Origin of the sequence: Streptomyces atriruber (assembly GCF_001418325.1) — a bacterium.
In the GTDB taxonomy this organism is placed as follows: domain Bacteria; phylum Actinomycetota; class Actinomycetes; order Streptomycetales; family Streptomycetaceae; genus Streptomyces; species Streptomyces atriruber.
Genome location: NZ_LIPN01000222.1, coordinates 1 through 24,202 on the forward strand (window position 1 = coordinate 1; position 24,202 = coordinate 24,202).

The 24,202-nt window shown below is 69.6% G+C and carries 17 protein-coding genes and 2 pseudogenes; 7 read left to right on the forward strand and 12 right to left on the reverse strand.

What is annotated here, in order from left to right; translation table 11 throughout:
• Positions 1 to 213 precede the first annotated feature (213 nt).
• Positions 214 to 978 carry a metallophosphoesterase gene (locus AOK03_RS22805; RefSeq protein WP_055567213.1) on the forward strand — a complete coding sequence of 255 codons (765 nt, stop codon included), beginning with the start codon at positions 214 to 216 and terminating at the stop codon, positions 976 to 978.
• 29 nt (positions 979 to 1,007) lie between these two features.
• On the opposite strand, the gene AOK03_RS22810 is transcribed toward AOK03_RS22805, so the two are convergent.
• The 4 genes from AOK03_RS22810 to AOK03_RS22825 all read right to left on the reverse strand — a co-directional run bounded on the left by AOK03_RS22810 (position 1,008) and on the right by AOK03_RS22825 (position 9,786).
• Positions 1,008 to 2,045 carry an alpha/beta hydrolase gene (locus AOK03_RS22810; RefSeq protein ID WP_055567188.1) on the reverse strand — a complete coding sequence of 346 codons (1,038 nt, stop codon included), beginning with the start codon at positions 2,043 to 2,045 and terminating at the stop codon, positions 1,008 to 1,010.
• A 14-nt stretch (positions 2,046 to 2,059) separates the two neighbouring features.
• Entirely contained in the window at positions 2,060 to 3,343 is a 1,284-nt protein-coding gene (locus AOK03_RS22815) for a CHAT domain-containing protein (RefSeq protein WP_055567189.1), read from the reverse strand.
• A 4-nt stretch (positions 3,344 to 3,347) separates the two neighbouring features.
• Complete coding sequence (gene fxsT / locus AOK03_RS22820) at positions 3,348 to 9,143, reverse strand: FxSxx-COOH system tetratricopeptide repeat protein (protein ID WP_055567190.1); 5,796 nt, start codon at positions 9,141 to 9,143, stop codon at positions 3,348 to 3,350.
• Between the two features lie 151 nt (positions 9,144 to 9,294).
• The gene (locus AOK03_RS22825; RefSeq protein WP_055567191.1) at positions 9,295 to 9,786 is read right to left on the reverse strand and encodes a hypothetical protein; all 492 of its coding nucleotides are present in this window, start codon (positions 9,784 to 9,786) and stop codon (positions 9,295 to 9,297) included.
• A 202-nt stretch (positions 9,787 to 9,988) separates the two neighbouring features.
• Here AOK03_RS22825 and AOK03_RS22830 point away from each other — a divergent pair, with 202 nt between their 5' ends.
• The gene (locus AOK03_RS22830; protein ID WP_055567192.1) at positions 9,989 to 10,396 is read left to right on the forward strand and encodes a TOBE domain-containing protein; all 408 of its coding nucleotides are present in this window, start codon (positions 9,989 to 9,991) and stop codon (positions 10,394 to 10,396) included.
• A 9-nt stretch (positions 10,397 to 10,405) separates the two neighbouring features.
• Here the strand turns inward: AOK03_RS22830 and AOK03_RS42030 are convergent.
• From AOK03_RS42030 to glnA, 3 genes and pseudogenes are all read right to left on the reverse strand, one after another.
• A pseudogene (locus tag AOK03_RS42030) lies at positions 10,406 to 10,564 on the reverse strand (helix-turn-helix domain-containing protein); the annotation flags it as partial.
• 70 nt (positions 10,565 to 10,634) lie between these two features.
• Positions 10,635 to 10,814, reverse strand: a pseudogene (locus AOK03_RS44905) (helix-turn-helix domain-containing protein); the annotation flags it as partial.
• A gap of 728 nt (positions 10,815 to 11,542) precedes the next feature.
• On the reverse strand, positions 11,543 to 12,952 hold the full coding sequence (gene glnA / locus AOK03_RS22840) for a type I glutamate--ammonia ligase (RefSeq protein WP_055567214.1): 1,410 nt from the start codon (positions 12,950 to 12,952) through the stop codon (positions 11,543 to 11,545).
• A gap of 214 nt (positions 12,953 to 13,166) precedes the next feature.
• On the opposite strand from glnA, the gene AOK03_RS22845 reads away from it, so the two are divergent.
• Positions 13,167 to 13,634 carry an RDD family protein gene (locus AOK03_RS22845; RefSeq protein WP_055567194.1) on the forward strand — a complete coding sequence of 156 codons (468 nt, stop codon included), beginning with the start codon at positions 13,167 to 13,169 and terminating at the stop codon, positions 13,632 to 13,634.
• Positions 13,635 to 13,887: 253 nt separating this feature from the next.
• Here AOK03_RS22845 and AOK03_RS22850 read toward each other — a convergent pair whose 3' ends face one another.
• Both AOK03_RS22850 and AOK03_RS22855 read right to left on the reverse strand, forming a co-directional pair.
• Entirely contained in the window at positions 13,888 to 14,424 is a 537-nt protein-coding gene (locus AOK03_RS22850) for a GNAT family N-acetyltransferase (RefSeq protein WP_063792550.1), read from the reverse strand.
• An 11-nt stretch (positions 14,425 to 14,435) separates the two neighbouring features.
• Complete coding sequence (locus AOK03_RS22855) at positions 14,436 to 15,707, reverse strand: NsdA family TPR-like regulatory protein (protein ID WP_055567196.1); 1,272 nt, start codon at positions 15,705 to 15,707, stop codon at positions 14,436 to 14,438.
• A gap of 918 nt (positions 15,708 to 16,625) precedes the next feature.
• Here AOK03_RS22855 and AOK03_RS22865 point away from each other — a divergent pair.
• The gene (locus AOK03_RS22865; protein ID WP_055567198.1) at positions 16,626 to 16,982 is read left to right on the forward strand and encodes a hypothetical protein; all 357 of its coding nucleotides are present in this window, start codon (positions 16,626 to 16,628) and stop codon (positions 16,980 to 16,982) included.
• Between the two features lie 445 nt (positions 16,983 to 17,427).
• Here the strand turns inward: AOK03_RS22865 and AOK03_RS22870 are convergent, their stop codons facing one another.
• Positions 17,428 to 19,368 carry a tetratricopeptide repeat protein gene (locus AOK03_RS22870; protein WP_063792548.1) on the reverse strand — a complete coding sequence of 647 codons (1,941 nt, stop codon included), beginning with the start codon at positions 19,366 to 19,368 and terminating at the stop codon, positions 17,428 to 17,430.
• Positions 19,369 to 19,658: 290 nt separating this feature from the next.
• A complete protein-coding gene (locus AOK03_RS22875; RefSeq protein WP_055567199.1) occupies positions 19,659 to 20,132 on the reverse strand; it encodes a hypothetical protein in 474 nt (157 codons plus the stop codon).
• A gap of 380 nt (positions 20,133 to 20,512) precedes the next feature.
• On the opposite strand from AOK03_RS22875, the gene AOK03_RS22880 reads away from it, so the two are divergent.
• Both AOK03_RS22880 and AOK03_RS22885 read left to right on the forward strand, forming a co-directional pair.
• Positions 20,513 to 20,962, forward strand: a complete 450-nt coding sequence (locus AOK03_RS22880; protein ID WP_244177708.1) for an SH3 domain-containing protein — start codon at positions 20,513 to 20,515, stop codon at positions 20,960 to 20,962.
• Between the two features lie 295 nt (positions 20,963 to 21,257).
• Positions 21,258 to 21,527, forward strand: coding sequence for a hypothetical protein (locus AOK03_RS22885; protein WP_055567201.1), 270 nt, complete (start codon positions 21,258 to 21,260; stop codon positions 21,525 to 21,527).
• 729 nt (positions 21,528 to 22,256) lie between these two features.
• Here the strand turns inward: AOK03_RS22885 and AOK03_RS22890 are convergent.
• A complete protein-coding gene (locus AOK03_RS22890; protein ID WP_063792549.1) occupies positions 22,257 to 23,063 on the reverse strand; it encodes a GntR family transcriptional regulator in 807 nt (268 codons plus the stop codon).
• A 599-nt stretch (positions 23,064 to 23,662) separates the two neighbouring features.
• On the opposite strand from AOK03_RS22890, the gene AOK03_RS22895 reads away from it, so the two are divergent.
• A complete protein-coding gene (locus tag AOK03_RS22895; RefSeq protein ID WP_055567203.1) occupies positions 23,663 to 24,097 on the forward strand; it encodes a hypothetical protein in 435 nt (144 codons plus the stop codon).
• The last annotated feature ends 105 nt before the right edge of the window (positions 24,098 to 24,202 follow it).

The window sequence follows — 24,202 nt, forward strand, 5'->3', positions numbered from 1 at the left end:
GGACCGGGGAGCGGGCCGGTGGGCGGGCGGCCCTCGGTGCGGTTCCTGCGGGGCTGAGCGGTGGGACCAGGCCAGACGCCTACGAATGGCCCTTAACACGGGTCCGCCGACGCCCCTAGGTTCGCCGAAGGCCCCCAGGTGGCCCGTGAGGAACCGCAGGAAGGAAGGCCCGCAGCGATGCCAGAGACACCGGTCGTGCCGACGACGTCACCGATAGCGGTGATCGCGCACCTGAGCGACACCCACATCGACACCGGGGCGGAGGACGGCGGCCGGAGCGTCGACCGCACCCGGGCCGTCATGGAGTACCTGAACGGCCTCCCGTACGACCTGGACGCCGTCATCGCCACCGGTGACATCGCCGACCACGCGGCCCCGGCCGAGTACGAGGCGGCCCGCGAGCTCCTGACGACCCGGCACCCCCTGCTGACCTGCCCCGGCAACCACGACGAGCGCGCCGCGTTCCGCGAACACCTGCTGGGCGAACCACCGAGCACGGGCCCGGTGAACACGGCACACGTCACGGACCGCTTCACCCTGGCCCTGTGCGACACGTCGGTGCCCGGCGAGGACCACGGACGGCTGGCGGACGAGACCCTGGACTGGCTCTCCGGCCTCCTCGCCGACACCCCGCCCGCACGCCCGGTCCTGATCGGCTTCCACCACCCGCCGGTCCCGCTGCACACGCCCTACGTGGACGGCATCCGTCAGGCCGACGAGCACCGCCTGGCCGACCTGACGGCACGCCACCCGAACGTCACGGCGTTCCTGGCCGGTCACGCCCACACCCCCGCGGCGACGGCCTTCGCGGGCCGCCCCCTCCTGGTGGCCCCGGGCGTGGTCTCCACGCTCCGCCTCCCCTGGGAAGACCGGGCCCACCCGTCCCACCACGTCCACCACGGCCTGCCCCCGGCCGTCGCCTTCCACGTCCTGGACGACACGGGCCGCCTGACGACGCACTACCGCCCCGTCCTCTGAGGACATCGCGGCCATCGCGGTCACCGCGGTCACCGCGAGAGGGCGGAGAGGCTGAGCAGGAGATGCGCCGACTCGGGATGGTGGAAGTCGGAGTGCGCCCCGGCGGGCAGGAGCCGCCCCGCCCGCCCGCCGCGGAACCGCCACCCCGCGTCCACGTTGACGATGCGATGGTCGAGGACGTCCAGTGCGTACGGCTCCTCGACCGTGAGCAGGCGGGTGGAGTACTGCGGCACGGGCGCGGTGCCCACCCCCGAGTGGCCGATCCCGGGGGCCGCCTCCGCCCGCAGATGCCAGAAGCCGGTGGCGCGGTCCCAGCGCGAGTGGGTCAGGGTGAGCGGCCCGCGCAGGGGAGCGGCGTCCCGTCCGTCGCGCGCGAACAGCGCGGGGAACAGCTCGTCGAAGCTGTTGCGCGGCGCGGCCATCTGGAAGACGAGGGCGCTGTCGACCGTGAAGGGCCGCAGCGGGTCCACGGCGTTGCTCCAGCCGAGCACCCGCGGCCCGCGGGGCGGGGCCGCGGCCCACTGCACGGCCTCGCAGAGGAACCGGCCGCCGAAGGAGTGCCCGACCAGATGCAGGTACTGGCCGTGGCGGGTGGCCAGCACCGCGGGGTCGGCGGGATCGGCCCGCTTCGCGTCCAGGTAGCCGAGCAGGTGGCCGAGGACATGCGCGGCGTGCCCGGTGCCCGGCGCGCTCATCGCGTGGGCGCGGTCGCGGATGCGGCGGTACCCGGCCGGGGTCGGCAGGCTGGAGGACGGCCAGCAGACGACGACGCACCAGGGCCGGTATCCGCCGGACAGACCCGCGTACGCCTCCGGTCGGGCGGCGGCCAGCTCCTTGGCCTGCCGGAGCAGCCGGCCCGCGCTGCGGACGGCGCTGCCCGGCTCGGTCTGCCAGCCGTGCACGTAGACGTAGATGTCGGTCGCCCGGTCAGGGATGCGCAGCAGCCGGGCGAGGTGCTCGGCGAGCCGGTCCGGCCGGACGGGGGCGTCGGAACCGGGCGCGCACAGCCGTCCCTTCTCGTCGAGGCGGACGACGGTCGTGGAGACGGGGGCGCCCCCGCGGGCCACGGACCTCCTGCCCCTCACAGAGCCGTCTCCAGCCTGCTGTCGATGCCGCAGTACAGCGAATAGGCCAGCGCCAGCGGATTGTGGAAGTCGTCGGCGTACTCGCGGGCGAGCGCCATCGCGATCTCCCCCGCCGTGCTGTCGCCGCCGAGATAGCGGTCGAGGAAGGCGAAGGCGTACTCGGAGGCGAAGAGCTGGGGTATCTCTATCTGCGGGCCGAGGACCCCGTCCGCCCCGAGGTTCACCAGGACCCCGCCGAGGTGCTTGAGTCCGGGCTCCGGTGCCGTCTGCCCGGTGTGGCAGGCGTTGAGCAGGACGAAGGGGTGGAAGACCGCGTCGGCGGAGCCCCGGTGCCGACGGCGTTTGCGCATGACCAGGTCGGCGTCTATGGGCCGGTCGTCGGAGAGCCGGACCGCCAGATGGGGATGGGGCGAACCGTTCTCGACGAACGCGCCGTGGCACCAGAAGTACATGACGTCGTCGTTCAGCAGGGGAGCGGCGAGATCGTCGAGCAGGGTCTCCGACTCGGTGCGCACGGTGAGTTGGGAGCGCTCCTCCAGCAGCTTGCGGACGTCGGCGGCGCGGCCGACGTTGTCGAGCGTGGAGTCGGTGTTGAGGCTGGTCACGGGGAAGTGCTGGCCGACGGCGGAGGCGGGGGCGGCGGCCGGGTAGGCCGATGCGCCGGTCTGCTCGACCTGGTGCCGGTAGCCGAGGAAGCCGTGCCGCGGCTCGGCGTCGCCGGACAGTTCCACGGCGAGCATCGGCCAGGGCAGGTGCAGGTCCGAGTCGAAGGTGATGCGCAGCCCTTCCTCGCCCACGAGTACGTCCTTGAGGAAGGCCCGGAACGAGGAGATCTGCTCGTCCGTACCCGCGAGCAGCTCCTCCAGGAGGTGCTGCCCCTCGTCGGCGAGATCGTCCGTCAGCCGCTGGGAGGGCTTGGCGTGCGCGGACAGATCGACCACGTCGCTGAAGGGGTGCCCGTCCAGCGGCATGCCGTCCGCGTCGCACGGCCGGTGGTGCACCAGCCGGTCGCGCCAGACCGTGCGCAGCCGCGCCGCCTTCTGCAGCATGTCGCCCGCCGTGACGGTGAGGTACGCGTGGGGTGTCCCGTTCTTCGGGGTGCGTTGCCCGGGGACGATGGCGGCGATGTGCAGGCGGTCGCCGTGCTGGCGGAGCATCACCACCAGGTCGAGGGGTTCCTTCGTGGGGGCCGGGCTCTGAGGACGACGCTGACGCGGCGGAAGCGCAGTGAAGTCGAGCGAGGGATTCTGGATGACGTCCGCCACGAGCTCTTTGGACACCTGCTCAGTTCCTCCTGGGACCGTGGGCCTCACTGACAAGCGAAGGGGTGCCGGCCACGACGTCGATGCCGGTCTCCACATCCTGGAGGACCACGCCGACATCGCGGTCGTACACGGTGAACCGCAGGCGGTGCGTGCCCGGTTCCGGCGCCGTGAACGCGAAGACCGCGGGTGCGTCCCCGGCCGCGTACTCCGCGAGGGGCGGCTCGATCGTGGCGCCCGAGCGGGCCGCGGCGACCAGGAGGAGCGGGGGGAGCTCCGGTGCGTCGAGGGGAAGTTCGGGGGAGTCCAGGGGCAACTCCGGGGCGGAGGGCGTGCCGTGCTGCCCGGACTGCTCGATGCTGACCTCGATGCGCACCGTCTCGCCCGCCCGCACCTCGTCGTCGAGGAGCCGCAGCCGCAGCGCCCACGTGGGCAGCAGCCCCGTCATGCGCCGACGGAGGTCGTGGGCCCGGGGGTGGTCGGGGCCGAGCAGCCGCTCCACGTCGGCGAGCAGCCGCGCGCCGTCGGCGGAGGCGCCCTGTACGTCGCCTGCCGCGGCTCGCGCGAAGACGGCTCCGGTGCGGCTGTCGAGGGTGGCCGGATGTGCTTCTCCGAGAGCCTGTTCCCGCCCGTGGGCGACCGCTTCGTACAGCGCCGCCGCACGATCGTGGTCCCCCGCGTCGCCGTACGCCTGGGCCAGCGCGTCGATGGCGGTGGGGTGAGTGCGGTCCTGGAGGCGGCTCCAGTACGTCGCCACGGTCGGCAGGGCGTCCCGGCCCCGCTCGTGGGCGGCGGCGACGCCCGCCGCGGTGTCCGGGTGGCCGAGGCCCAGGATCCGGGAGCGGTCGGCGATGACGGCCTCGAAGAGGTCGATCGCACGGCGGCTGTCACCGGCCCGCAGCCAGGCGTAGGCCAGACGGTCGCGACAGGCGAGGGTCTTCGCGTGGTCGGCCCCGAACACCCGGACGTGATCGTCGAGGAGCGCCTCGCACAGGGAGATCACGTGCTCGGCGGAACGGACCGGAATCGAGGCGAGGGCGAGGGCGCCGCGGCTGAACAGGGTTTCGCTGTGATCCGGTCCCTGGACGCGCGACCGGTCGGCGACGAGCTCCCGGTAGAGCCGTACGGCACGGGTGTGGTCGCCCGCGTCCCGGCAGGCGTAGGCGAGGTTGGCGCGGCTGGACAGGGTTCCGGGGTGGTCGGCGCCCTGGATGCGGGTGCGGTCGGCGACCAGCGCCTCCATCTCCCGCAGCGCCGCCGGGTGCTGCCCGGTCACCTGCCACGCGTAGGCGAGGCCGTTGCGGCAGGACAACGTGTCGATGTGGTCCGTGCCCTGCACCCGGCTGATGTCCGAGAGCGCCGCCTCGTACAGGGGGAGGGCCCGCGAGTAGTACCCGGCCTGCCTGCAGCACCAGGCGAGCCACCGCCTGGTGCCGAGGGTGTCCGGATGGTCGGGGCCGAGCACCCTGGCCCGGTCCGCGGCCAGCACCTCGTACAGCGCGATCGCGGAATCGTGGTCGCCGGAGTAGCTGTGGATGTCGGCGAGGCTCTCGCGCCTGCTGAAGGTGATGGCGTGGTCCGGACCGTGCACCCGGATGCTGTCGGTGATGAGCTCTTCGTAGAGCCGTACGGCACGGGTGTGGTCGCCCGCGGCGTGACAGGCGTAGGCGAGGTTGGCGCGGCTGGTCAGGGTTCCGGGGTGGTCGGCGCCCTGGATGCGGGTGCGGTCGGCGACCAGCGCCGCCAAGTCCCGCAGCGCCGCCGGGTGCTGCTCCGCGAGTTGGCGTGCGAAGCCGAGTTCGGCGCGGCAGGCCAGGGTGTCGAGGTGGTCCGGGCCGCAGACGCGTACGGAGTCGTCGAGGAGCTTCTCGTACAGGGCGATCGCACGCCGGTGGTCCCCGGCCGCGCGGACGGCGTCGGCCAGGTCCCTGCGCGTGCCGAGCACGTTCTGGTGCTCCTGCCCGTGGATCCGGGCGCGGTCCGCGACGAGTTGTTCGTAGAGGGACACGGCGCGCTGGTGGTCACCCGCGCGCAGACTGATGTACGCGGCGTTGGACCGGCTGATCAGCGTGTCCGGGTGGGACGGGCCCTGGATGCGGGTGCGGTCCGCGACGAGTGCGTCGGTCTCCCGCCCGGCCTCGTGGTACAGCCTCTGGGCCAGCCAGGCGCCGCTCAGGAGCTCCCGGGTGAGGAGCGTGCTCGTGTGCTCCGGACCGATCACCCGCAGCTGATCGTCCCGCAGTTCTTCGTAGAGACGCACGCCCCGGGCGTACTGCCTGGCCACGCAGTAGGCACGGGCCAGCGCCCGGCGCCGGGTGAAGGCGGCGTGGTGGTCCGGGCCGTACAGCCGGACGGTGTCGGCGACGAGCTCTTCGCCGAGGCTGATGTCACGGGTGTGGTCGCCCGCGTCCCGGCAGGCGTAGGCGAGGTTGGCGCGGCTGGTCAGGGTTTCGGGGTGGTCGGCGCCCTGGATGCGGGTGTGGTCGGCGACCAGCGCCTCCATGTCCCGCACCGCCTCCGTGCGTCGACCGGCCAACTGGCGTGCGAAGCCGAGGTCGTTGCGGCAGGCCAGGGTGGCGAGGTGGTCCGGGCCGCAGACGCGTACGTAGTCGTCGAGGAGCTGCTCGTACAGGGCGATCGCACGGTGGTGGTCCCCGGCGGCCTGGACGGCGTCGGCCAGACTGCCGCGGGTGCCGAGCACGTCGAGGTGGTCCGCGCCCAGCACCGCGGTGCGCTCCGCGACCACCTCCCCGTGCAGTTCGGCGGCCCGGCGGTGGTCGCCCTCGACGTCCCAGGCCAGCGCGAGGAAGTAGCGGGTCGCGAGGACGTCCGGGTGGCGCGGGCCGTGCACGCGGACGCGGTCCTGGATGAGCTCCTCGTACAGCTCGATGGCCCGTTGGTACGCTCCCGCGTGGCGGCAGGAGAGGGCCAGCCAGGACCGGATGTTCAGCACGCCGAGGTGGTCGGGACCGTACAGGCGGACGTAGTCCGCGAGCAGTTCCTCGAAACCGCGTACGGCGTCTGCCGTGTCGCCTGCGAGATCGTGGGAGTAGGCGAGGCTGATGCGGGTGTTCAGGGTGTCGGGGTGATCAGGTCCCTGGATGCGGGCGCGGTCCTCGGCGAGGGAGGCGAACTCCGCGACGGCGACGGTGTACTGCTGCGCCAGCCGCCGGATGATCGCCAGCTGTTCGCGGCTGGACAGGGTGGCGGGGTGTCCCGCGCCCAACGACGCGGTGGAGTCCGCGACGACGGGCTCGCACCAGGCGAGCGCCCGCGCGTGGTCCCCGGCGGCGCGGTGGGCGTACGCCACGTTCTCCCGCGCCCTGAGCGTGGCCGGGTGCCGAGGACCCCGGGTCCGGGTGTGCCGCGACACCAGGGCCTGGAAGAGCCGGACGGCACGGGCGTGCTCCCCGGCCGCCGCGCAGGCGAAGGCGAGGCTGTCCCGGCAGTCCAGGGTCGCCGGGTGGGACGGGCCCTGGACGCGGACGCGGTCCGCCAGCACGGACTCGTAGAGGTCGATGGCGCGCCGGTGGTCGCCCATGGCCCGGCAGGCGAACGCCAGGTCCTCGCGGGCGTCGAACGTCGCGGGGTGGTCGGCGCCCTGGACACGCGAGCGGTCCGTGACGAGTTCGCTCAGCTCCCGTACGGCGGCGGCCGGGTCACCGGCGCTCTGGTGCGCGTACGCGAGATCGCCCCGGCTGTCGAAGGTGTCGGGGTGATCGCTCCCCTGCAGCCGCGTGCGGTCCTCCACGATGGCCGCGAAACCGTCCACGGCCGCGCGGTGGTCCCTGGCCACCCGCTGGGCGTGGGCCAGCCAGCCGCGGCTGGTCAGCGTGTCCGGGTGATCGGCTCCCAATACCCGGGTGCGGTCCGTGATCGCCGCCTCGTACAGCGCTATGGCGCGCTGGTAGTCGCCTGCCGTGCGGCAGGCGTAGGCGAGGCTGTTGCGGCTGGTGAGCGTCGACGGGTCGTCGGCGCCGAAGAGCCGTGTCCGGTCGGCGACCACGGCCTCGTACTCCTGGACGGCGGCCTGGTGGGCACCGGCCATCTGGTGCGCGTAGGCGAGGCCGTCGCGGCTGCCGAGCGTGTCGCGGTGCTCCGGGCCGAGGGCACGGGCGCGGTCCGCGGCGACCGCCTCGAACTCCTGGACGGCCGACTGGTGGTCACCCGCCTTCCGCAGCGCGTGTGCGTACGTGTGGCGGCTGGCCAGCGTGGTCGGGTGATCGGGCCCGAACACACGGCCGCGGTCGGCGATCAGTTCGCGGCACAGCGCCACGGCCCGATGCGGGTCGCCGTCCCTGCTCTGCGCGTCGGCGAGGGCGTCGCGGCTGTCGAGGGTGTCCGGGTGGTCGTTCCCGTGGAGCAGGACGTGCCCGTCGACCACGGCCTCCAGCAGGGGGACGGCGAGGACCTTCTGGTGGCGCTCGACCAGTTCCTGCGCCGCCCGCTCGTACAGCCGCACGGTTGCTTCTTCGGGCCGCACGCCGACGGGGCGGGTGGCGGCCAACGCCTGGATGTGGGGCAGCAGTTCCTGCCAGCGGGCCTGCACCTCCCGCTCGGCGCGCGGGCCGTCGGGCAGCGCACGGGCCATGACGGCCTCGGCCCACGCGCGGCCCGTCCGCGGAGCGGAACCGGCCGTCAGGGCGGAGGTGCGCAGCACGGTCTGCACGAGCCGGTGCACCGTGACGGTGTCCTCGGTGAGCGCGATCATGTTGTAGTCGGCGAGCAGCCGCAGGGCGGCGTCGATGCGGAGGTCCGGGATCGCGGAGAGCGCGTCGCGCGGCACGGCCTCGGGCGCGTACCAGGCCAGGGTGTGTAGCAGGGTGGCCGCCGACGGGTCGGTCCGGTCGACCACGCGCAGGGTGGCCCGCCAGATGCGGGCGATCGTACGGGTGGCGTCGCCGGTCTCCGCGGTGGTGTCGAGCACCGTGGCGGGATCTTCCCTCAGGAGGGCGCGGTAGGCGGCGAAGGACGTACCGGTCTGCCGCAGATAGGCGCCGGCCTGCGCCAGCGCCAAGGGTAAGTGCCCCAGCTCGACGGCGAGTTCGGCGGCCTGTCGCGCCTCTTCCGGGGTCGGCTCCCGGTGCGCCCGGTGGGGCTCCTGCTGGGCCAGGGCGAGTCCGCACAGCAGGTTCACCGACGACTCGGAGGCCAAGACGTCGAGGGGGAGCGGCCGGGCGCTGGTGTGCCAGCCGTCGGCGCGGCGGCTGGTCACGAGCTGGTGCCCGTGGCCGTGCAGCCGTCCGAGGTAGGGATTCAGATCGGCGGGCGCCTCGGCGTTGTCGAAGATCAGGAGCCAGCCGCTGTGCGCCTGCAGCCACAGCAGGGCCCATTCCGTCTGCTGCATCGGCAGGGCGGTGAGGGCCCAGCTCGGGTGGAGGAAGACGGCGAGGTCGGCGAGGGCGGCGTCCACCTGCTCGCGGCTGTCGGCGACGATCCACCAGATGACGGTGTAGTCATGACGGTGCGTCAGCGCGTACCGCAGGGCGAGCGCGGTCTTTCCGACGCCGCCGAGCCCGTGCAGGGTCTGCGGCTGGGTGATGACGCCTTCGCCCGCGCCGAGCGCCCGCCGGATGCTCGCCAGGTCGTCGGAGCGGCCGACGAAGACCTCGGTGGCGCTCTGCGGCAGATTGTCCATCTCGACGGGCGGCGCGATCGAGAGGGCGGCGGCCACGGCGTTAGGCGGGACGCCGACGCGCTCCTCGGTGTGCGGGTTGCCGCTGACGTCGGTGGGTGCGTGCGTGCGGCGCAGCTCCAAGGCGTCCGATTCGGAGTGTTCGGTGGCTTCCGAACGGCGCAGCCGCTCCGACGTGATCACCTCGGCCTCCCGCCCGCGTTCGCGCCCGCACTCGCGTGGGGAGCGAATCCTGGGAGCCCCCCAACTGCCCTGCTCGGAATGGTAGTTCAGGGCGTGGTGCACTGTCATGCGGACGGGAGCGGACGGGGGCGGACGTCGTGCCGTCACGATGTCACCGGAACTCGGCGGTCCAGGTGCCGTTCGCGGTGGCGGGCGGGGTGAGGTCCATCTCGCCGTCCGCGCTGTCATAGGCGCCGGTGCCTCCGGTGACCACACCCGTGACCAGGGCACGGTCGTCCTTGGGGTCGCCCGACACCGCACGGGACGCCTGGAAGGCGACTTTCCCCTTGCCCTCGACCTCGATGATCCCGGAGCAGTACGCGGTGACCGGGCTGCCCCCGACGATCTCCTTGGCGCACGTCTCGAAGGCACCGCCGACCTTCGTACCGGCACGGTCCGTGACGGTGAACCGGGAGGCGATGGCGGTGCCGTCCGCGTTGGGCGGGGTTGTGGAGGACGGATGCGGCGTTTCCTGCTTCAGATAAAGCGTAGGAATCGGCTCGGTCCCCTGCCCTTGCGTCGCCCCGGCGGGCCCCATGGCGACGTAGGTGCACGTGGTGGCAACGAGGGCGAGCCCTCCGGCCGCCGCCCGGACTCGGACCACGGACTCCTCCAGGGAACAGAACGGATGGTGAACTGATTCAGGAGGAATCAAACTAACAACAGGGATGTCGATGACCGTAATTGGCGAAGCTTTCCTCGCGTCGAATTCGATAATCAAGATGATATGACTTTGGTCGAAACTCGAATAAGCGTCTTGCGTACCTCGGGATCGGCCGGCAGGCCGACGCCACTAGGGTGCCTGTGTGCCCACATTCAGCATCGGTCAGGCCGCGCGGCTGCTCGGCGTGAGTTCGGAGACCGTCCGGCGGTGGGGTGACGGTGGGCAGCTGCGGACGGAGCGGGACGAGTCCGGGAACCGGCTGGTCGACGGGGCGAGTCTGGCCGAGCTCGCCAAGGAGCGGGCGCGGGGGATGCACCCGGTCTCCGATGAGGTGCTGACCTCGGTGCGGAACTCCTTCGCGGGGATCGTCACTTCGGTGCGCACCGATGACGTGGCGGCTCAGGTGGAGATCCAGTCGGGGCCCCACCGGCTGGTGTCCGTGGTCAGCCGTGAGGCCGTCGAGGAGCTGGGGATCGAGGTCGGGGTCACGGTCACCGCGCGGGTGAAGTCGACGAACGTGCACATCGACCGGCCCGGTTCCCGGGTGTGAAGGCGGCGGTCACCGGCACCGCAGGGCCGCGTACAGGTCGAGCTTGTGGTCGAGGCGGGACAGGTCGCGGCCGGTGAGGGACTCGATGCGCCGGATGCGGTAGTGCACGGTGTTGACGTGCAGATGGAGGGCCTCGGCGGTACGGGCCCAGGTCGTCATCCGAGCCAGGCCCTGAGGGCCACTGCGGTCGGCATGGGCTGCTCGTCGGCCCGGGGCCCCCATCGGCCAGGGCCACCAAGGCGCCGTCAGCTCCGACGAGACGGTCGAGCCCGCGTGCCAGCTTCGCGGAAGGCGCCTGTCGCCCGCCCAGCACGCGGGAGAGATACGCGGCGTCGCAGCTGAGGGCGCGAGCCGCAGCGCGTATCGACATGTCCTTGTCCGCGAGAGCAGCGCGGGCACGGGCGGCGAACTCGGTCATGGTCGGACTCCGTAAGGGGCGTTGACCGTTGACTGTCAGCGTAGTCAACGCTCGTCAACTTCTCCTCGGTTCGCAGCCACCGAAACATCTACAGAGACGGCCCCCGGCACCCGCTGACACAGCATCGACCAGTTGTGCTGTTTTCCAGGTGGAGAGGACGACGGGCCGAAGCGAGCTGGGGTCGGGACTCTGCCAAAGGACGGGGGTGTGCCTCGTCCAGGTCCAAGGTGCCGGGTTGTTGACAGTGAGTACACCGCTGACCCGCCTGTGAGCGTGGTTGTAGGTAGCAGTCCAGTAGCCGTCGGGCTGTCGGCCGAAGGCCGGTGCGCCGTTGCTGATGTACTCGACAGAGGTCCCGTACAGTGCGGTCGCTTCGTCTTCGTCTTCGGGGAGGAAGCCCGCACGGCCGACCGCTGGATCTCCTCGCCTATCCGGGCTACGGGGGATTGCCTCGAATGAGAGATACCAATCGGTCTCCTGCCAGGTGTGCTTGGGCAGTGGTGCCCTCTCGGCAATGACCTGATCGGGGTCCAGGCTGGCCAGCCATCGCTTGAGGACGCGGCTCGCGTGGAAGTGACGCCGTAAGGCGTGTGCTCTGGTCAACGGGTGAAGGCCGCCACCCGTAGGTGGCGGCCTTCACTGTGCAGTCTGCCGCTACGTCAGGAATTCCGTCGTCCGGTGCACGACATGGCGGAAGCCTATTCTCGCAGCTCGCCCGACCCCGCGATTTAGATGTCGAAGTACAGCTCGAACTCGTGCGGGTGCGGGCGCAGCTGGATCGGGGCGATCTCGTTCGTGCGCTTGTAGTCGATCCACGTCTCGATCAGGTCGGACGTGAAGACGCCGCCCGCCTGCAGGTACTCGTTGTCCGCCTCCAGGGCGTCGAGGACCGCGGGGAGGGAGGTCGGGACCTGGGCGACGCCCGCGTGCTCCTCGGGGGCGAGCTCGTAGAGGTCCTTGTCGATCGGCTCCGGCGGCTCGATCTTGTTCTTCACGCCGTCGAGGCCCGCGAGCAGCAGCGCCGAGAAGGCGAGGTACGGGTTCGAGGACGGGTCCGGCGCGCGGAACTCGACGCGCTTGGCCTTCGGGTTCGAGCCCGTGATCGGGATGCGCATCGCGGCCGAGCGGTTGCGCTGCGAGTAGACCATGTTGACCGGCGCCTCGAAGCCCGGGACCAGGCGGTGGTACGAGTTCACCGTCGGGTTGGTGAAGGCGAGCAGCGAGGGGGCGTGCTTGAGGATGCCGCCGATGTAGTAGCGGGCGGTGTCCGAGAGGCCCGCGTAGCCCTGCTCGTCGTAGAAGAGCGGGTCGCCACCGGCCCACAGCGACTGGTGGACGTGCATGCCCGAGCCGTTGTCACCGAAGATCGGCTTCGGCATGAAGGTCGCGGTCTTCTCGTTGCGCCAGGCGACGTTCTTCACGATGTACTTGAAGAGCATCAGGTCGTCGGCCGCGGCGAGCAGCGTGTTGAACTTGTAGTTGATCTCCGCCTGGCCGGCGGTGCCCACCTCGTGGTGCTGGCGCTCGACCTGGAGGCCGTTCTTGTCCAGCTCCAGGGAGATCTCGGCGCGGAGGTCGGCGAAGTGGTCGACCGGCGGGGCCGGGAAGTAGCCGCCCTTGTAGCGGACCTTGTAGCCGCGGTTGTTCTCGACCGCACCGGTGTTCCAGGCGCCCGCCTCGGAGTCGATGTGGTAGAAGCTCTCGTTCGCCGACGTCTGGAAGCGGACGTTGTCGAAGACGTAGAACTCGGCCTCGGGGCCGAAGTAGGCCGTGTCGGCGATGCCGGTGGAGGCCAGGTACGCCTCCGCCTTCTTCGCGACGTTCCGCGGGTCACGGCTGTACTGCTCGCCCGTGATCGGGTCGTGGATGAAGAAGTTGATGTTGACGGTCTTGTCGCGGCGGAAGGGGTCCACGCGGGCCGTCGACAGGTCGGCGCGGAGCGCCATGTCGGACTCGTGGATGGCCTGGAAGCCGCGGATCGACGACCCGTCGAAGGCCAGCTCCTCGTCCGGGTCGAACGCCGCCGCCGGGATCGTGAAGTGCTGCATCACACCGGGCAGGTCGCAGAAGCGGACGTCGACGAACTTGACGTCCTCGTCCGCGATGAACTTCTTTGCGTCGTCGGCGTTCTGGAACAACATCCAACTCCTCCTACTCCCGCCCGAGGCGGGACGGGGTTGCAGCTCGTTGTGCGGCCAGTGCGGTGGCACACGCTGGGACCCGACCATAAGGACGGGGGATTTCTCAAGCATGACCCATTTGTTTCGTCGAAGTTAACCGAGCCGCGCCCCGTGTGCACTGTCACGACCACCCCGCACCCGGCTCGGCGGTGCCCCGCAGTACCGTGGTCGGGTGGACAAGAGGCAAGCAATCGGATCGTGGCTGTCCGGGCCCCGCGCGGCCGCCGAGGACGCCGGTGTCGACTTCGGGTACCGGGGCGAGCAACTCGGACTGCCCGAGGAGGGGCCGGGAGCGATCGCGCGCCCGGGCCGCCGCATCGGCGCCATCGCCGTGGACTGGGGCCTGTGCATGGTGATCGCATACGGCCTTTTCGCGGACGGTGACCAGCAGGCGATGGGCAACTGGGCCCTCGGGATCTTCTTCGTCATGAGCGTCCTGACCGTCGGCACGGTCGGCTGCACCCCGGGCAAGGCCCTCTTCCGGCTGCGTGTCATCGCCGAGGGCGGCGGCAGGCTGGCCCCCGGCTGGGTCCTGGCCCGCAGCGTCCTGCTGTGCCTCGTCATCCCGGCCCTGATCTGGGACCGCGACGGCCGCGGCCTCCACGACCGCCTCGCCCGCGCGGTGCAGGTCCGGATCTAGGACGTTACCCAGGACGTTTCCGCGCACGAGGACGCCGCTACGACGCTACGACGATGAGGGCCCCGGAACCGATCGGTTCCGGGGCCCTCATCGTCGTAGAAGGAAGTGGGCTACTTCGCCTTCGGGCCGCCGCGCGGCATCCGCATGCCCTTCGGCATCGGACCCTTCGGCAGTATTCAGCGGTGTTGCTCTTCCGTTCACTCTGCGGAGTGAGGGATAGGTCACGTGGCGTGCTCGGGTCCCTCCGTCTCGATCACCTCTCGGCCCGAAGCAGTATGAGGGCGTCATACAGAGGCGAGTCAGGGAACGGCTGCACCTCACCGAACCATCCATACCCCCAGGTAGTGTACAAACTGCACACTTTGGGGTGCTCGCGCTCGACTAGGAGCGTCACGCGTTCTTCCTGCCTGCCGCGGAGCAACTCATCATGGATGATCTTCGCCGCGCCCGTGCCTCGCACCTCACTCAAGACCATGAGCTCGGACAAGGCGAACGTCCGGCGGCCATCCTCGACGGTTGCACCCTCCGGGACCGTTGTGCGCAACCCGTTCCACCACCTGGTGCCCGCCTGAAGGGTGCAGCCGTACGCATAGCCGATCGGGACTTCGTCGAGGTACCCGACGACTGCGGTGAAGCCGGGCACCTCCGCATTCCAACCAAGCCGCTCGTCGAACCTGGCCACACTATGGAACTCCTCCCCGGCCCGGTCAGCGTAGATCTCCGCGTAGACGTCGAGAAGCTGGCGCCGGATCTCGGGGAGCCCGCCTGCGTCCCGGCGCTCCAACTTCATGCCGTCCACGGTCACGCTCCCGTCCGTCGCGTCTGTTCAAGGAAGTCTGCAACCGCGGGCACTTGAGCGTGGCGGTGCATCTGAGTACGCAGTCCGCGCAATTTGTCCTGCACGCGCTGGCTCTGGACGCGCTGTCCTATTGCCGCCGCACGACTGGCCTCGGCGGCAGCGTGCTCCAATTCCCCGCCGTCGAGAAGGGCCTGTGCGCTCTGCACCGTGTAGTAGACCCGGTTGCGTTCGAAGCGGCCATCCAACATGCCCAACGCGGATGAGGTGAGCTCCTGGGCTCGTCTGTGCTGACCGAGGGCCTGGTGCGCGGCTCCAGCAAGGCCGGTCAGCTCGGCAGGCGTAAGGAAGGTGAGCCAGGCTGTGGGCTCGCCCTTGCCCCGGTCGTAGGCGCTTTCCGCGCGGGCGAGGGATCGTTGGGCGTGCACCCGGTCGCCGGTTCGTGCGTAGCCGACGGCTTGGCGGCAGTGGAGCAAGGCCATGAGCCACGGGTCCGCTTTCGCCTGCCTGGTCTCAATCGCTGCTCGCCCTACCCGCAGAGCTTCCGTATCGCGACCGAGCAGGCGGGCCTGCATGGCGAGGTTGGACCAGACTCGGGCCTGAAGCATGCCGTCTCGTGCGAGCATTCCTGCTTGCAGAGCTTCGTTGTACAGGCCTGTTGCGCTCTCCTGTCGACCGGCGTCGTAGGCGAACCATCCTGCCGAGGCGGCCAAGTCTCCAGTTGCCGCGTACAACTGCCGTTCGACTCGATCACCGTAGATGCAGTGGTTCAGGGCAAAATGAACGCGCTGTAAGGCGTCGTCGGCAACCGCATACAAGGCGCCCCCACCTAGCGCATGGTCGTGCTGATACAGGGCGGGCACGATGGAGTGGATGCGCTCGGCGTCGCTGGTCCCCAGCCGGCCCGCGGACGGGATCGTGTCGAGACCAAGGGCGGCGGCCAGACCGGCCGCGATGAATTCACGGCGTCGCACGGGAGGTTGCTCCTTCCCCGTAGTCGACCGCTTGGGGGGATTCGGGATCCGAGAAGACCTGCGCGGGACGAACCCCATGGCTTCCGGGCTGCGGCCGAAAACTTCTTGGAGGGGCAGAAGGTACCGGGACCAAGGCCACTGAACGTCACCAGCGATCCAGCGCCGTACGTGCCGGTCGGTGCACTGCGCGGTGCTGCCGTACACCGCCTCGGCGATCCGGTTGACCTCGTCGGACAGCTGCTGGTGGGTGTAGCCGAACTCCGTCAACAGCGCTTCCAACTTGGTGTTTCGCTGTTTTGCCATGACCGTTCCCCACCCTGCGTCGACGTCCTTCGACGGTAGACCTACCAGGGGTCGGCAGGGGCAGAAACTGTCCTGTCGTCTGTCAGTAACTGCCCCGGATCTGTCCTGATGATCAACAGGGCACTTACGCCAACCTCGACGACATGAGCAGAGGGAATGTAGGGCCCTCCACGAGGGGGTACAACTCAGCCTTCGATTGGTTGGCACGAGCTCAACAAGAGCCGAACCAGGCACACCGGGAATGGGCGGAAGGCGGTGTTGCTCTGCTGCCACTTGGCAAACGCTTCAACTCCGTATGCCTGTCCACCCGAATCGTCTATGCGAGCGTTGGCACCGATGAGCTGGAGGTGGTAGCCGCGACACTGGCTGAACTCCTGAACGGTCCGGTGATCCGCAACAGCCCCCAGCACACCTATCACGCCTTGATTGAGGCGTCATCAACGCTGCGCTGGGACTACGAAGAGGCACCGTTGTTGGGCTTGGGAAACTTCCTCAGCGTTCCAGCCTCTGGCCTTCGTGGTCCTTACGGCCTGCACTGGGCGGTAGAGCCGCGCATGATCAGCGACTTGTGCCCCGTGCCATCCGTTGCCGCTCTGGTGCGGTGCGCCCGTAGCAAGCGTCATGGGGGACGTCGATGAGTGAGGACGGAAAGCCCTCGGAGGAACAGCAACCGCAGTTCACGGTTGGTGAGCTGGTCAAAGACCGGGGGCGGAGGCGGATTGTGAGGGTGGTCGCCGTTGACGATGAGTCCGGTTCCCTCACGCTCGAACGGCCTTCGGGTCTCCGGTGGGAGGCAGCAATCACGGAGTGTCGCAGGGCGACGGAGGAGGAGCGGTCTGCCTACTCCTATGCCGCACGCACGCTGCGTGAGGCGACGGGGTGGAGCAACGAGTCTGCGGGGGGTAAGGAGTGTCGCTAGTGGAGGTTTACGACGACAAGCGACTGATGGGGGACCGCTTCGACGCCTACCTGGAGACGTTCGTCCACAATGCGCAGTCTGCTGGCGACTCCGCGACAGGTGTCGACGTTTCCGACCTGATGCGAAGGATCGATCTGGTGCGGGGCGACCTGAGTCACCTTCTGCGAATGGATGTAGGCCAACACCACAACGCCAAGGTCGCCGAAAAGGTCGAAGAGGCCATCGCCGTGCTTGAGGCCCGTGACGAGATCGTGGTTTCGGCGTCCGACGTGGAGCCGGGACGGCAGTACCTGTTCAAGGTCGTCGAGTACTGCAATCTGCTCGTGCTCTTCGCCAGAACGCCGAGACTGCGGTGAATAGTCGCTGGGTGCTCATCCTGGGCGTTGCCGCGCTTCTCGCGTCGTTCGTCGGCTTCGTGACCGCTATCCGCACGGGGTGAGTACGCATCCCCCCCCCAAGAAACGCCACCCCCGGCCGTACCCTGCCCGTGCTGCGGCTGGGGGTGGTCCGGTTCCCCGATGGCACGCCCCGTCACCTCGTGAGAGGCGGCGGGGCTTCGTGCTGTCCGGTGTCCGTTCCCGATAGATGTGGTCGGCAGGAGGGGAGCTGGCCAGCGACTGGTCAGCTCTGCTGGGACAACTGGCGGTCGAGTCGTTCTGGTGGGAGTGACCGGAACACGCGGAAGCTGATTAGATTCGCTGGGACTGAGTAGATCCATCGGGTAGCCGATCACGGTGGTATCTGTGCGTACTGTGAGGTAAGAACGCTGTCACCAGCCGCAAGTGGTACCGATCAGTTCCTTCACCAATCGGTCGTCTGATCACCCGCCACGTCCCCCGCCCGCTCGCGCCAGTGAGCCAGGTTGTGGCGGGTGGCCAGGGTGTGGGGGTGGTCCTCGCCCAGCACCCGCACCACGACTGGCAGCAGTTCGGCGAGCCCGGCCACCGCACCCACAGCATCCCCCGCGTGCCCACGCCAGGAGGCCAGGCTGTGGCGGGTGTTCAGAGTGTGGGGGTGGTCCTCGCCCAGCACCCGCACCACGACTGGCAGCAGTTCGGCGAGCCCGGCCACCGCACCCACAGCATCCCCCGCCCGCCCGCGCCAGGAGGCCAGGGTGTGGCGGGTGTTCAGAGTGTCGGGATGGTCCTTGCCCAGCACCCGTGCCATGTCCGGCAGCAGTTCGGTGAGCGCGGCCACCGCACCCACGGCATCCCCCGCCTGCCCGCGCCAGTAGGCCAGGCTGTGGCGGGTGGCCAGGGTGTGGGGGTGGTCCTTGCCCAGCAGCCGCACCCTGTCCGGCAGCAGTTCGGTGAGCGCGGCCACCGCACCCGCCACATCCCCCGCCTCCCCACGCCAGTAGGCCAGGCTGTGGCGGGTGTTCAGGGTGCGGGGGTGGTCCTTGCCCAGCACCCGCACCCTGTCCGGCAGCAGTTCGGTGAGCGCGGCCACCGCACCCGCCACATCCCCCGCCTCCCCACGCCAGTAGGCCAGGTTGTGGCGGGTGTTCAGGGTGTTGGGGTGGGAGGGGCCGAGCTGGAGGGTGGTGGTGTCCGTCAGATGCTGGAAGTAGGTGACGGCGGCGTTGACCTGGCCGCTGTCGCCGAGGCTTTGGCCGAGACGGCCCAGCACGTCATGGACGTCTGGCCGGTACAGGGCGTCTTCGGCGTGGCGGATGAGGGCGTCGGTGTTGGCGCGCAGGGCCTGGGCGAGGGCGGTGTCGCGTTCGATCTCAGGCCAGGCGGCTATGAGGGCATCGGCGGCGGTGCGGGCGTACTGGTCGCGCTGGCCGGGGGTGAGGGTGTCGCGGGTGGCCCGCTGGATGAGCTGGTGGACGCGGACGGCCTGGTGAGGGGCGTCTGGTCTGTGGTCGATGAGGCTGAGCCGGTGCAGGGCGCGCAGGGCGCGTACCGCATCTGGGCGGGAGACGGTGGCCGGGTGTGCGGTGGGCCCGGTCGCGGAGTGGTGTGCGGCGAGGTGGGCGCAGGCCACACCGCCGGTCAGTACGTCCTGGGGAATGCCGTTGGCGTCGAGCAGGGCGGCCAGGTGGAGCATGGGCCGGGCCAGGCCGGCGGGGCGCAGCGTGTCGGCGCGGTTGACGGACAGGGACCAGGCGGCGGCGAGGGCGAGGGCCTGTCCGTCGGGCAGTGCGTCGGGGGCGAGGTCGGTGAGTGTGGTGGTGCGGTCGGCCAGCAGGTCGCGATAGGCGGCCACGGTTTCGCCGGAGTCGATGAGGTAGGCGGCGGCCTGTGCCAGGGCCAGAGCCAGGTGGCCGAGATCGGCGGCCAGGGCGGTGAGCTGGCCGGTGGGCTCGGTCCGGCCGTGCGCGGCCAGGGACATGGTGAGGTAGGCGATGGCTTCGTCCTCGGAGAACAGGCCGACCTTGAGCAGGTGTCGGCCTTCTCCGGCCAGGGCGGCGTCGCGGCGGCGGGTGGTGACCAGGGTCTGGCCGTGCGGGCTGGCCGGTGGCCACAGGCCGTGCAGGTCCGCCGGATCGGCGACATCGTCCAAGACGATCAGCCACCGGCACGGCGAAGCTGCGGACTTGGGGGCCAGCCAGGCCAGGAAGGAACGGGCGGCCTGTTCCAGGTCGTTGGGATCGGCCCGGCACAGCTCGATGCCGGCCTGCGCGTATCCGCTCACCAGGGGCGAGCGGCCGCTGGCAGTGGCCCAGACCAGAAGGTCGAGGCCGTGGGTGTCCCAGGCGCTGCGGGCAAAGTCGGCGGCGAGCTGGGTCTTGCCCACCCCACCCATCCCGGTCAGCACCTGGCACGGAACCGCGGTACCGCCGCCGTCGACCGCCGCCCGCAGCCGGTCTGCCTCGCCGCGGTGCTGGAAGGACTGCGCCCGGGAGGGGATGACGCCGACCTGGTGCGGCCACGCCGCGGGCCCGCGGGGCGCGGAATGCCGGTGTTGGTGGATTCCCCCGTGGACGCTGCCGGCGGCGATGCCGCCTCCGGCTGCTGTGATGATCCTGGCACCGTCTCCACCGGGTTGATGCGGGATAAGGGGTGGGCTTGTGTCGGCCGGTCCGCTCAGCCCTGGTGCGAATCCGGCAGGGGAGGGGAACCAGCCTGTGCTCCTCCATGGATCACACCACCGGCGATCCCGCCCCGATCGGCGCGGATGTCCACCGTGTTCGCGGCCAGCCCGCCCGGCCCGGCGACCACACCGGACTGCGGAGCATGCTGCGCGAGCAGGCTGCGCAACTGCCCGGCCGCCTGCTCACGCTGGGCAGCGTCCAGACTTTCCAGCAAGGCCTCTATACGGGTCTGCCAGACACCCTCCTGACGGTTGCGTGCCCGCTCCGCCTCCGCCCGGTCGGCAGCCAGCACGCTGGCCGCAGTCTGATCCAGACGCTCCAGCTCCGTCTGCTCACGCTGCGCATCACCGCGGCCGAACCAACGCGCCACCGCCTGCCGCAGGCCCGTCCACGCGTCCGTCCCCGCCGCCCCCACCAGCGCCGTGCCTGCGGACGTGGCCAGTGCGATCAACGCCTGATCAAGCATTCCGCGGCCCCCTCTCCCCCATACCGTCACCGCGAGCGTAGCGCCCGGACAAACCACCGCACAGCCTCTGCGACGAGGACGCTCCATCGAGAGATGCCCTGGATCTGATCCACCGTTTGCGGGTGGTGACAGCAGCGTTCTTACCGTCACCTGCTGGGCGCGGGTGTGCCCGTCGGATCAGAACCAGCGGGACCCGCGCAGTTCGCCAATCAGATCGAGTGGGACTCGGCCACTTCCGTTGGGAACGGACATCCGGTCCGAGGGCACGCAAAGGGGTGGACGCAGGCATCAACTCATTCGGATAGGTGGTTGACTTGGCAGGCGTGGGCAGATGATGCTTGAGACTCATTCGGATGAGTGGTTAACCAGATAGGTTCCGCTTGTTCAAACTCAACCTGAAGGGTTGTCAGATGATGAGTCGTAAGGGTCTGCGTTCTCTGGTCGTGTCCGGCGCCGTCGCGGCGGGCCTCGGTATGTTCGGGGTCTCCGCGGCCTCGGCCATGCCGCTGCCGGGGCCGATCGGTGTTGACGGCGGTGGGCCGCGCAACGTGGCACCCGTGCGCGTTGGGTCCGGCCATGCCTACGAGGACGGGCGTGGGTCGTACGGTGAGTCGGCGTCGGTCACGGTCAATGGGCTGAGGGTCCGTAGCGGTCCGGGTGTGACTCGGGCCGCGCTGGGGCTGATCTATGAGGGTGAGCGCGTCAAGCTGATCGGTGCCCGGCAAGACGGCCGTGGTCAGCTCTGGCACCGGGTGGCGTTGAAGAGGGCGTCGGCGGGTGGGTTACCGCGCGGCTTCACGGGCTGGGTGTCGGCCGCGTACCTGTACTGAGCGGTTTGCTGGTGACTGGCTGAGTCGGTGATGGGCCCCCTCTTTGCTGTGGCAGGGAGGGGGCTCGTTTGGCTGGGTGGAATTTCTGGCTGACATATGCGCGAGTCGGCGTACGCTCCCAGCCACTTTGCAGAAATGTTCCCGCTAATGGGCCCATGAGGCGTGACTGCGCGTAGCATCGCGGGTGCTAAATATGTGATGGGTGAACAACTGGCATACGCATGAGCTCAGTTGGTGACTCTTCGAGACGGCGAGGGTTCGGGGACAGTGAGACGCTAGCGGGGAGACGTGTGCAATGGCGAACGCTCACCATGATGACTGCAACGATGATCCCGACGACGTGGTGTATGTGCCGGGGATGGACTACCTATCGGGGTGGCGCGAGGCTGATGCGGTGGCCTGCGAGATCAATACTGCGGCCGAAGCGCTCGGTGTGGGTGAGGTCGTGCGGGCTGTACCGCATTCGGGGCCTAAGGGTGAGCCGGTGGTGTGGCTGTGGCCAGGAGGTGCCCGGGTGATCGCGCGCCTGCTGTCGGTCCTGGCGAGTGAGAGCCGGACGTCCTGATAGGCGAGCGGGGCTCCGGACGAGGGAAGGAGGGGGAGGAGCATGGCCGAGGAGTGGCGCACCCAGAATCGGTCCCGAGTGTGGATTGAGCCAGGGAGGCGGGGCAGCTTTTTGCGGTGTGAAGGGTGCGGGTTGCGAAAGCTGATCACCGGGGGCGGTCCGAGCAAGTCAACCGCGGTGCGGCATGCAAGCAGTTGCTCCAAGTGACCTAAAGGAAGAGGGTGTTGGTGGTTGCGCCTGGGCCACAGAAAGTCAGCCCCCACGGTGAGAGAGCCGAGTGTGCGCCGTACCTGGTTCGCTGCACCCCCTCTGGTCTCAGCCACGCTGCCATTGTTCGGTGCAGTACCCCCTGATGCCCACAGTCGCCTGCCGTGCTCCACTGCGCGACGGCGGGGGCGGCGTGCCCCAAGGGGGGGCGAGGTTGCCGCTCTGGGCGCGCGTTGTGGGTCAGCTCATCGGTCCGGGCGGTGGAAGAGGTGGAGCCGGAGCCTTGGCGGGGGAGGGCTGGTGCCCGTAGCTGGGGCGCTGCTGTTCGGACGGCGAGAAGGGCAGGATGCGCGAAGCCCCCTGCGGAGATCCGCGGGGGGCTTTCGTGATGCTCAGGGGCGTGCTTGGTGCGAGGCGGCTTGGTCGACCGGACGGGACCGGCCGAAGGCCGCATGCCCGGCCGCGTCGGCCGAAGAGCCGACCAGCGCGCCGAAGGCGCGCCCTTGAGTAAGTAGAGAGAAGTTACTCCGATGCGGCTCGACGGCGGGTGGTGGCACGCTTGGTCGGTGCCTTGGTCGGCGGGAGCGGAAAAGTGAGTCGGCACGTGGCGGCGGGGGCCCGTAGCTCTTCGCACAGCAAAGGGCGGCCGGACTTCGCATCGGAGATCACGCGATAGGACACGAGGAGCGGGCCAGCGTCACGCATCCCGAGTGCGGTCTGCTCGTCGGGGAAGGGGATACGCGCAGTGACATGTTCGGCAGCTTCCAAAGCGTGTCCTGCGTCGGCCAGTTGCTGATACAGGTCGCTCAAGGGGGCATCCGGCTTCTCGGCCAGAGATGGGACCTCGGCGGCTGTGGCGAGCGGGATGAAAGTCCGGTGCGCCATGCGGGTGCCGGTCTCGGTGTCCCTCAGCATGCGGTCCACGCTGATCGCGTCATGGTCCTGTTGATCCAGAAACGAGGCGGGCGGGCCGTCCAGGGTGGTCCGGCATACGGCAGGCGGCTCTGCTTCGGTCGCCTCGGGCAGTACCCAACTGCCCTTCGTCGTTCGCTGGATGGACCGGTCCACACCTACAGGGGGAACGCGACCTCCGGGCCCCAGCACGATGGTGCCTTTGCCCTGCTGGGTCTGGGTGAGGCCCATGCGCTGCAGCTCGGCCATGGCGGCGCGGACGGTCGCCTTGCCGATCTGGAACATGCGCTCCATCTGTGCCTCGGAAGGGAGCTTGCTTCCTGTGGGGTAGTGCCCTTCGCGGATGTCGTCGGCCACGCGCTGGGCCACCTGCATTGCCATGGTGGGGCGACGTTCGATGTGATCTCGGGCTGCCATGGATGCACCCTCCGGGCTTCGTCTGTGTAGGCGGGCGGCTGTTCGGAGCCTGGTGAGGAAAGTCGGTTGTCAGTGTCGTGCGATAGAGGCCGTGTCGTGCACTCATGAGGATAAGTGGTTGACCCACTCTCGCCTAGGTCGCACGATTGATTCCAGCACTCATTCGGATGAGTGCATAGGTTGCGTGAGATGTGAGAGAGGTGAACTGCTGTGCAGAACAAACCGATAGACGTTGCGCGGCTCGGTGTGATGCGCTGCGTGATCGCTCCGGAAGCACGCATGACCCCTGACGGGGAGGTTCGCCGGGACCGTGAAGGGCACCCCCAATGGATCACAGCCCTGTCGGTACGTCAGAGCGAGGGGCGCCGTACGGACGTGATTCATGTGGTGGTGTCCGGCGCTCAGCCCCAGGGCATCGCTGAGGGGGCAGAAGTTCGGGTCACCGCTTTGTGGGCCAACGAGTGGGAGGTAGACGGACGCTCGGGTACGTCTTGGCGGGCGGACGCGATCGCCCCGGCACCTGCTCCGGGTGGCTCGGGAGCTGGCGCATCCTCCGGTAACGGCGCAGCTCAGCGAGGCAAAGCCTCGGGTGACGCCTGATGGAGCGCTACTACTGGAACTTGTCGTCGGCGCAGGCGAGAGGCGACGCATGTGTCATGTGCGGGTGTGCGTACCGGGGCAACGAGACGAAGCGGACCCCGGTGGGCCGGGACCCGGCGACGGAGGCTGAGGTCTATGCATGCGCCTCGCCGTGCGTGGCAAAGATCGTGGCCGAGACGGACCGGATGATCCAGGAAATGCGTGAGGCGGCGGGTCTGGACGAGGACGGTGCTGACGGGGAGTTGGGGCGTGACGGGGAGTTCGGACGCCTGCTCCGCGACTTACGGATTTTGGTCGGCTCCGAAGCGTTGTTAGCCGTGATCCAGGATTTGCCCACGCTGCGGTTCGTGCTGCAGATGACGGCGGTGCACGCTGAGACGGCCATGATCCGGTCCCGGAAGCTCCTGGCGCGTGCCCAAGAGGGGGAGGAATGATGCCCGCTTCCCTGGCTGTTTGGACCCTGTCTGCACTCCTGCTCCTGGGCGTGATGACGCAGGGCTGGTGGGAGCCACGTCTTCAGGCGCGCGGGGTCAACGTCC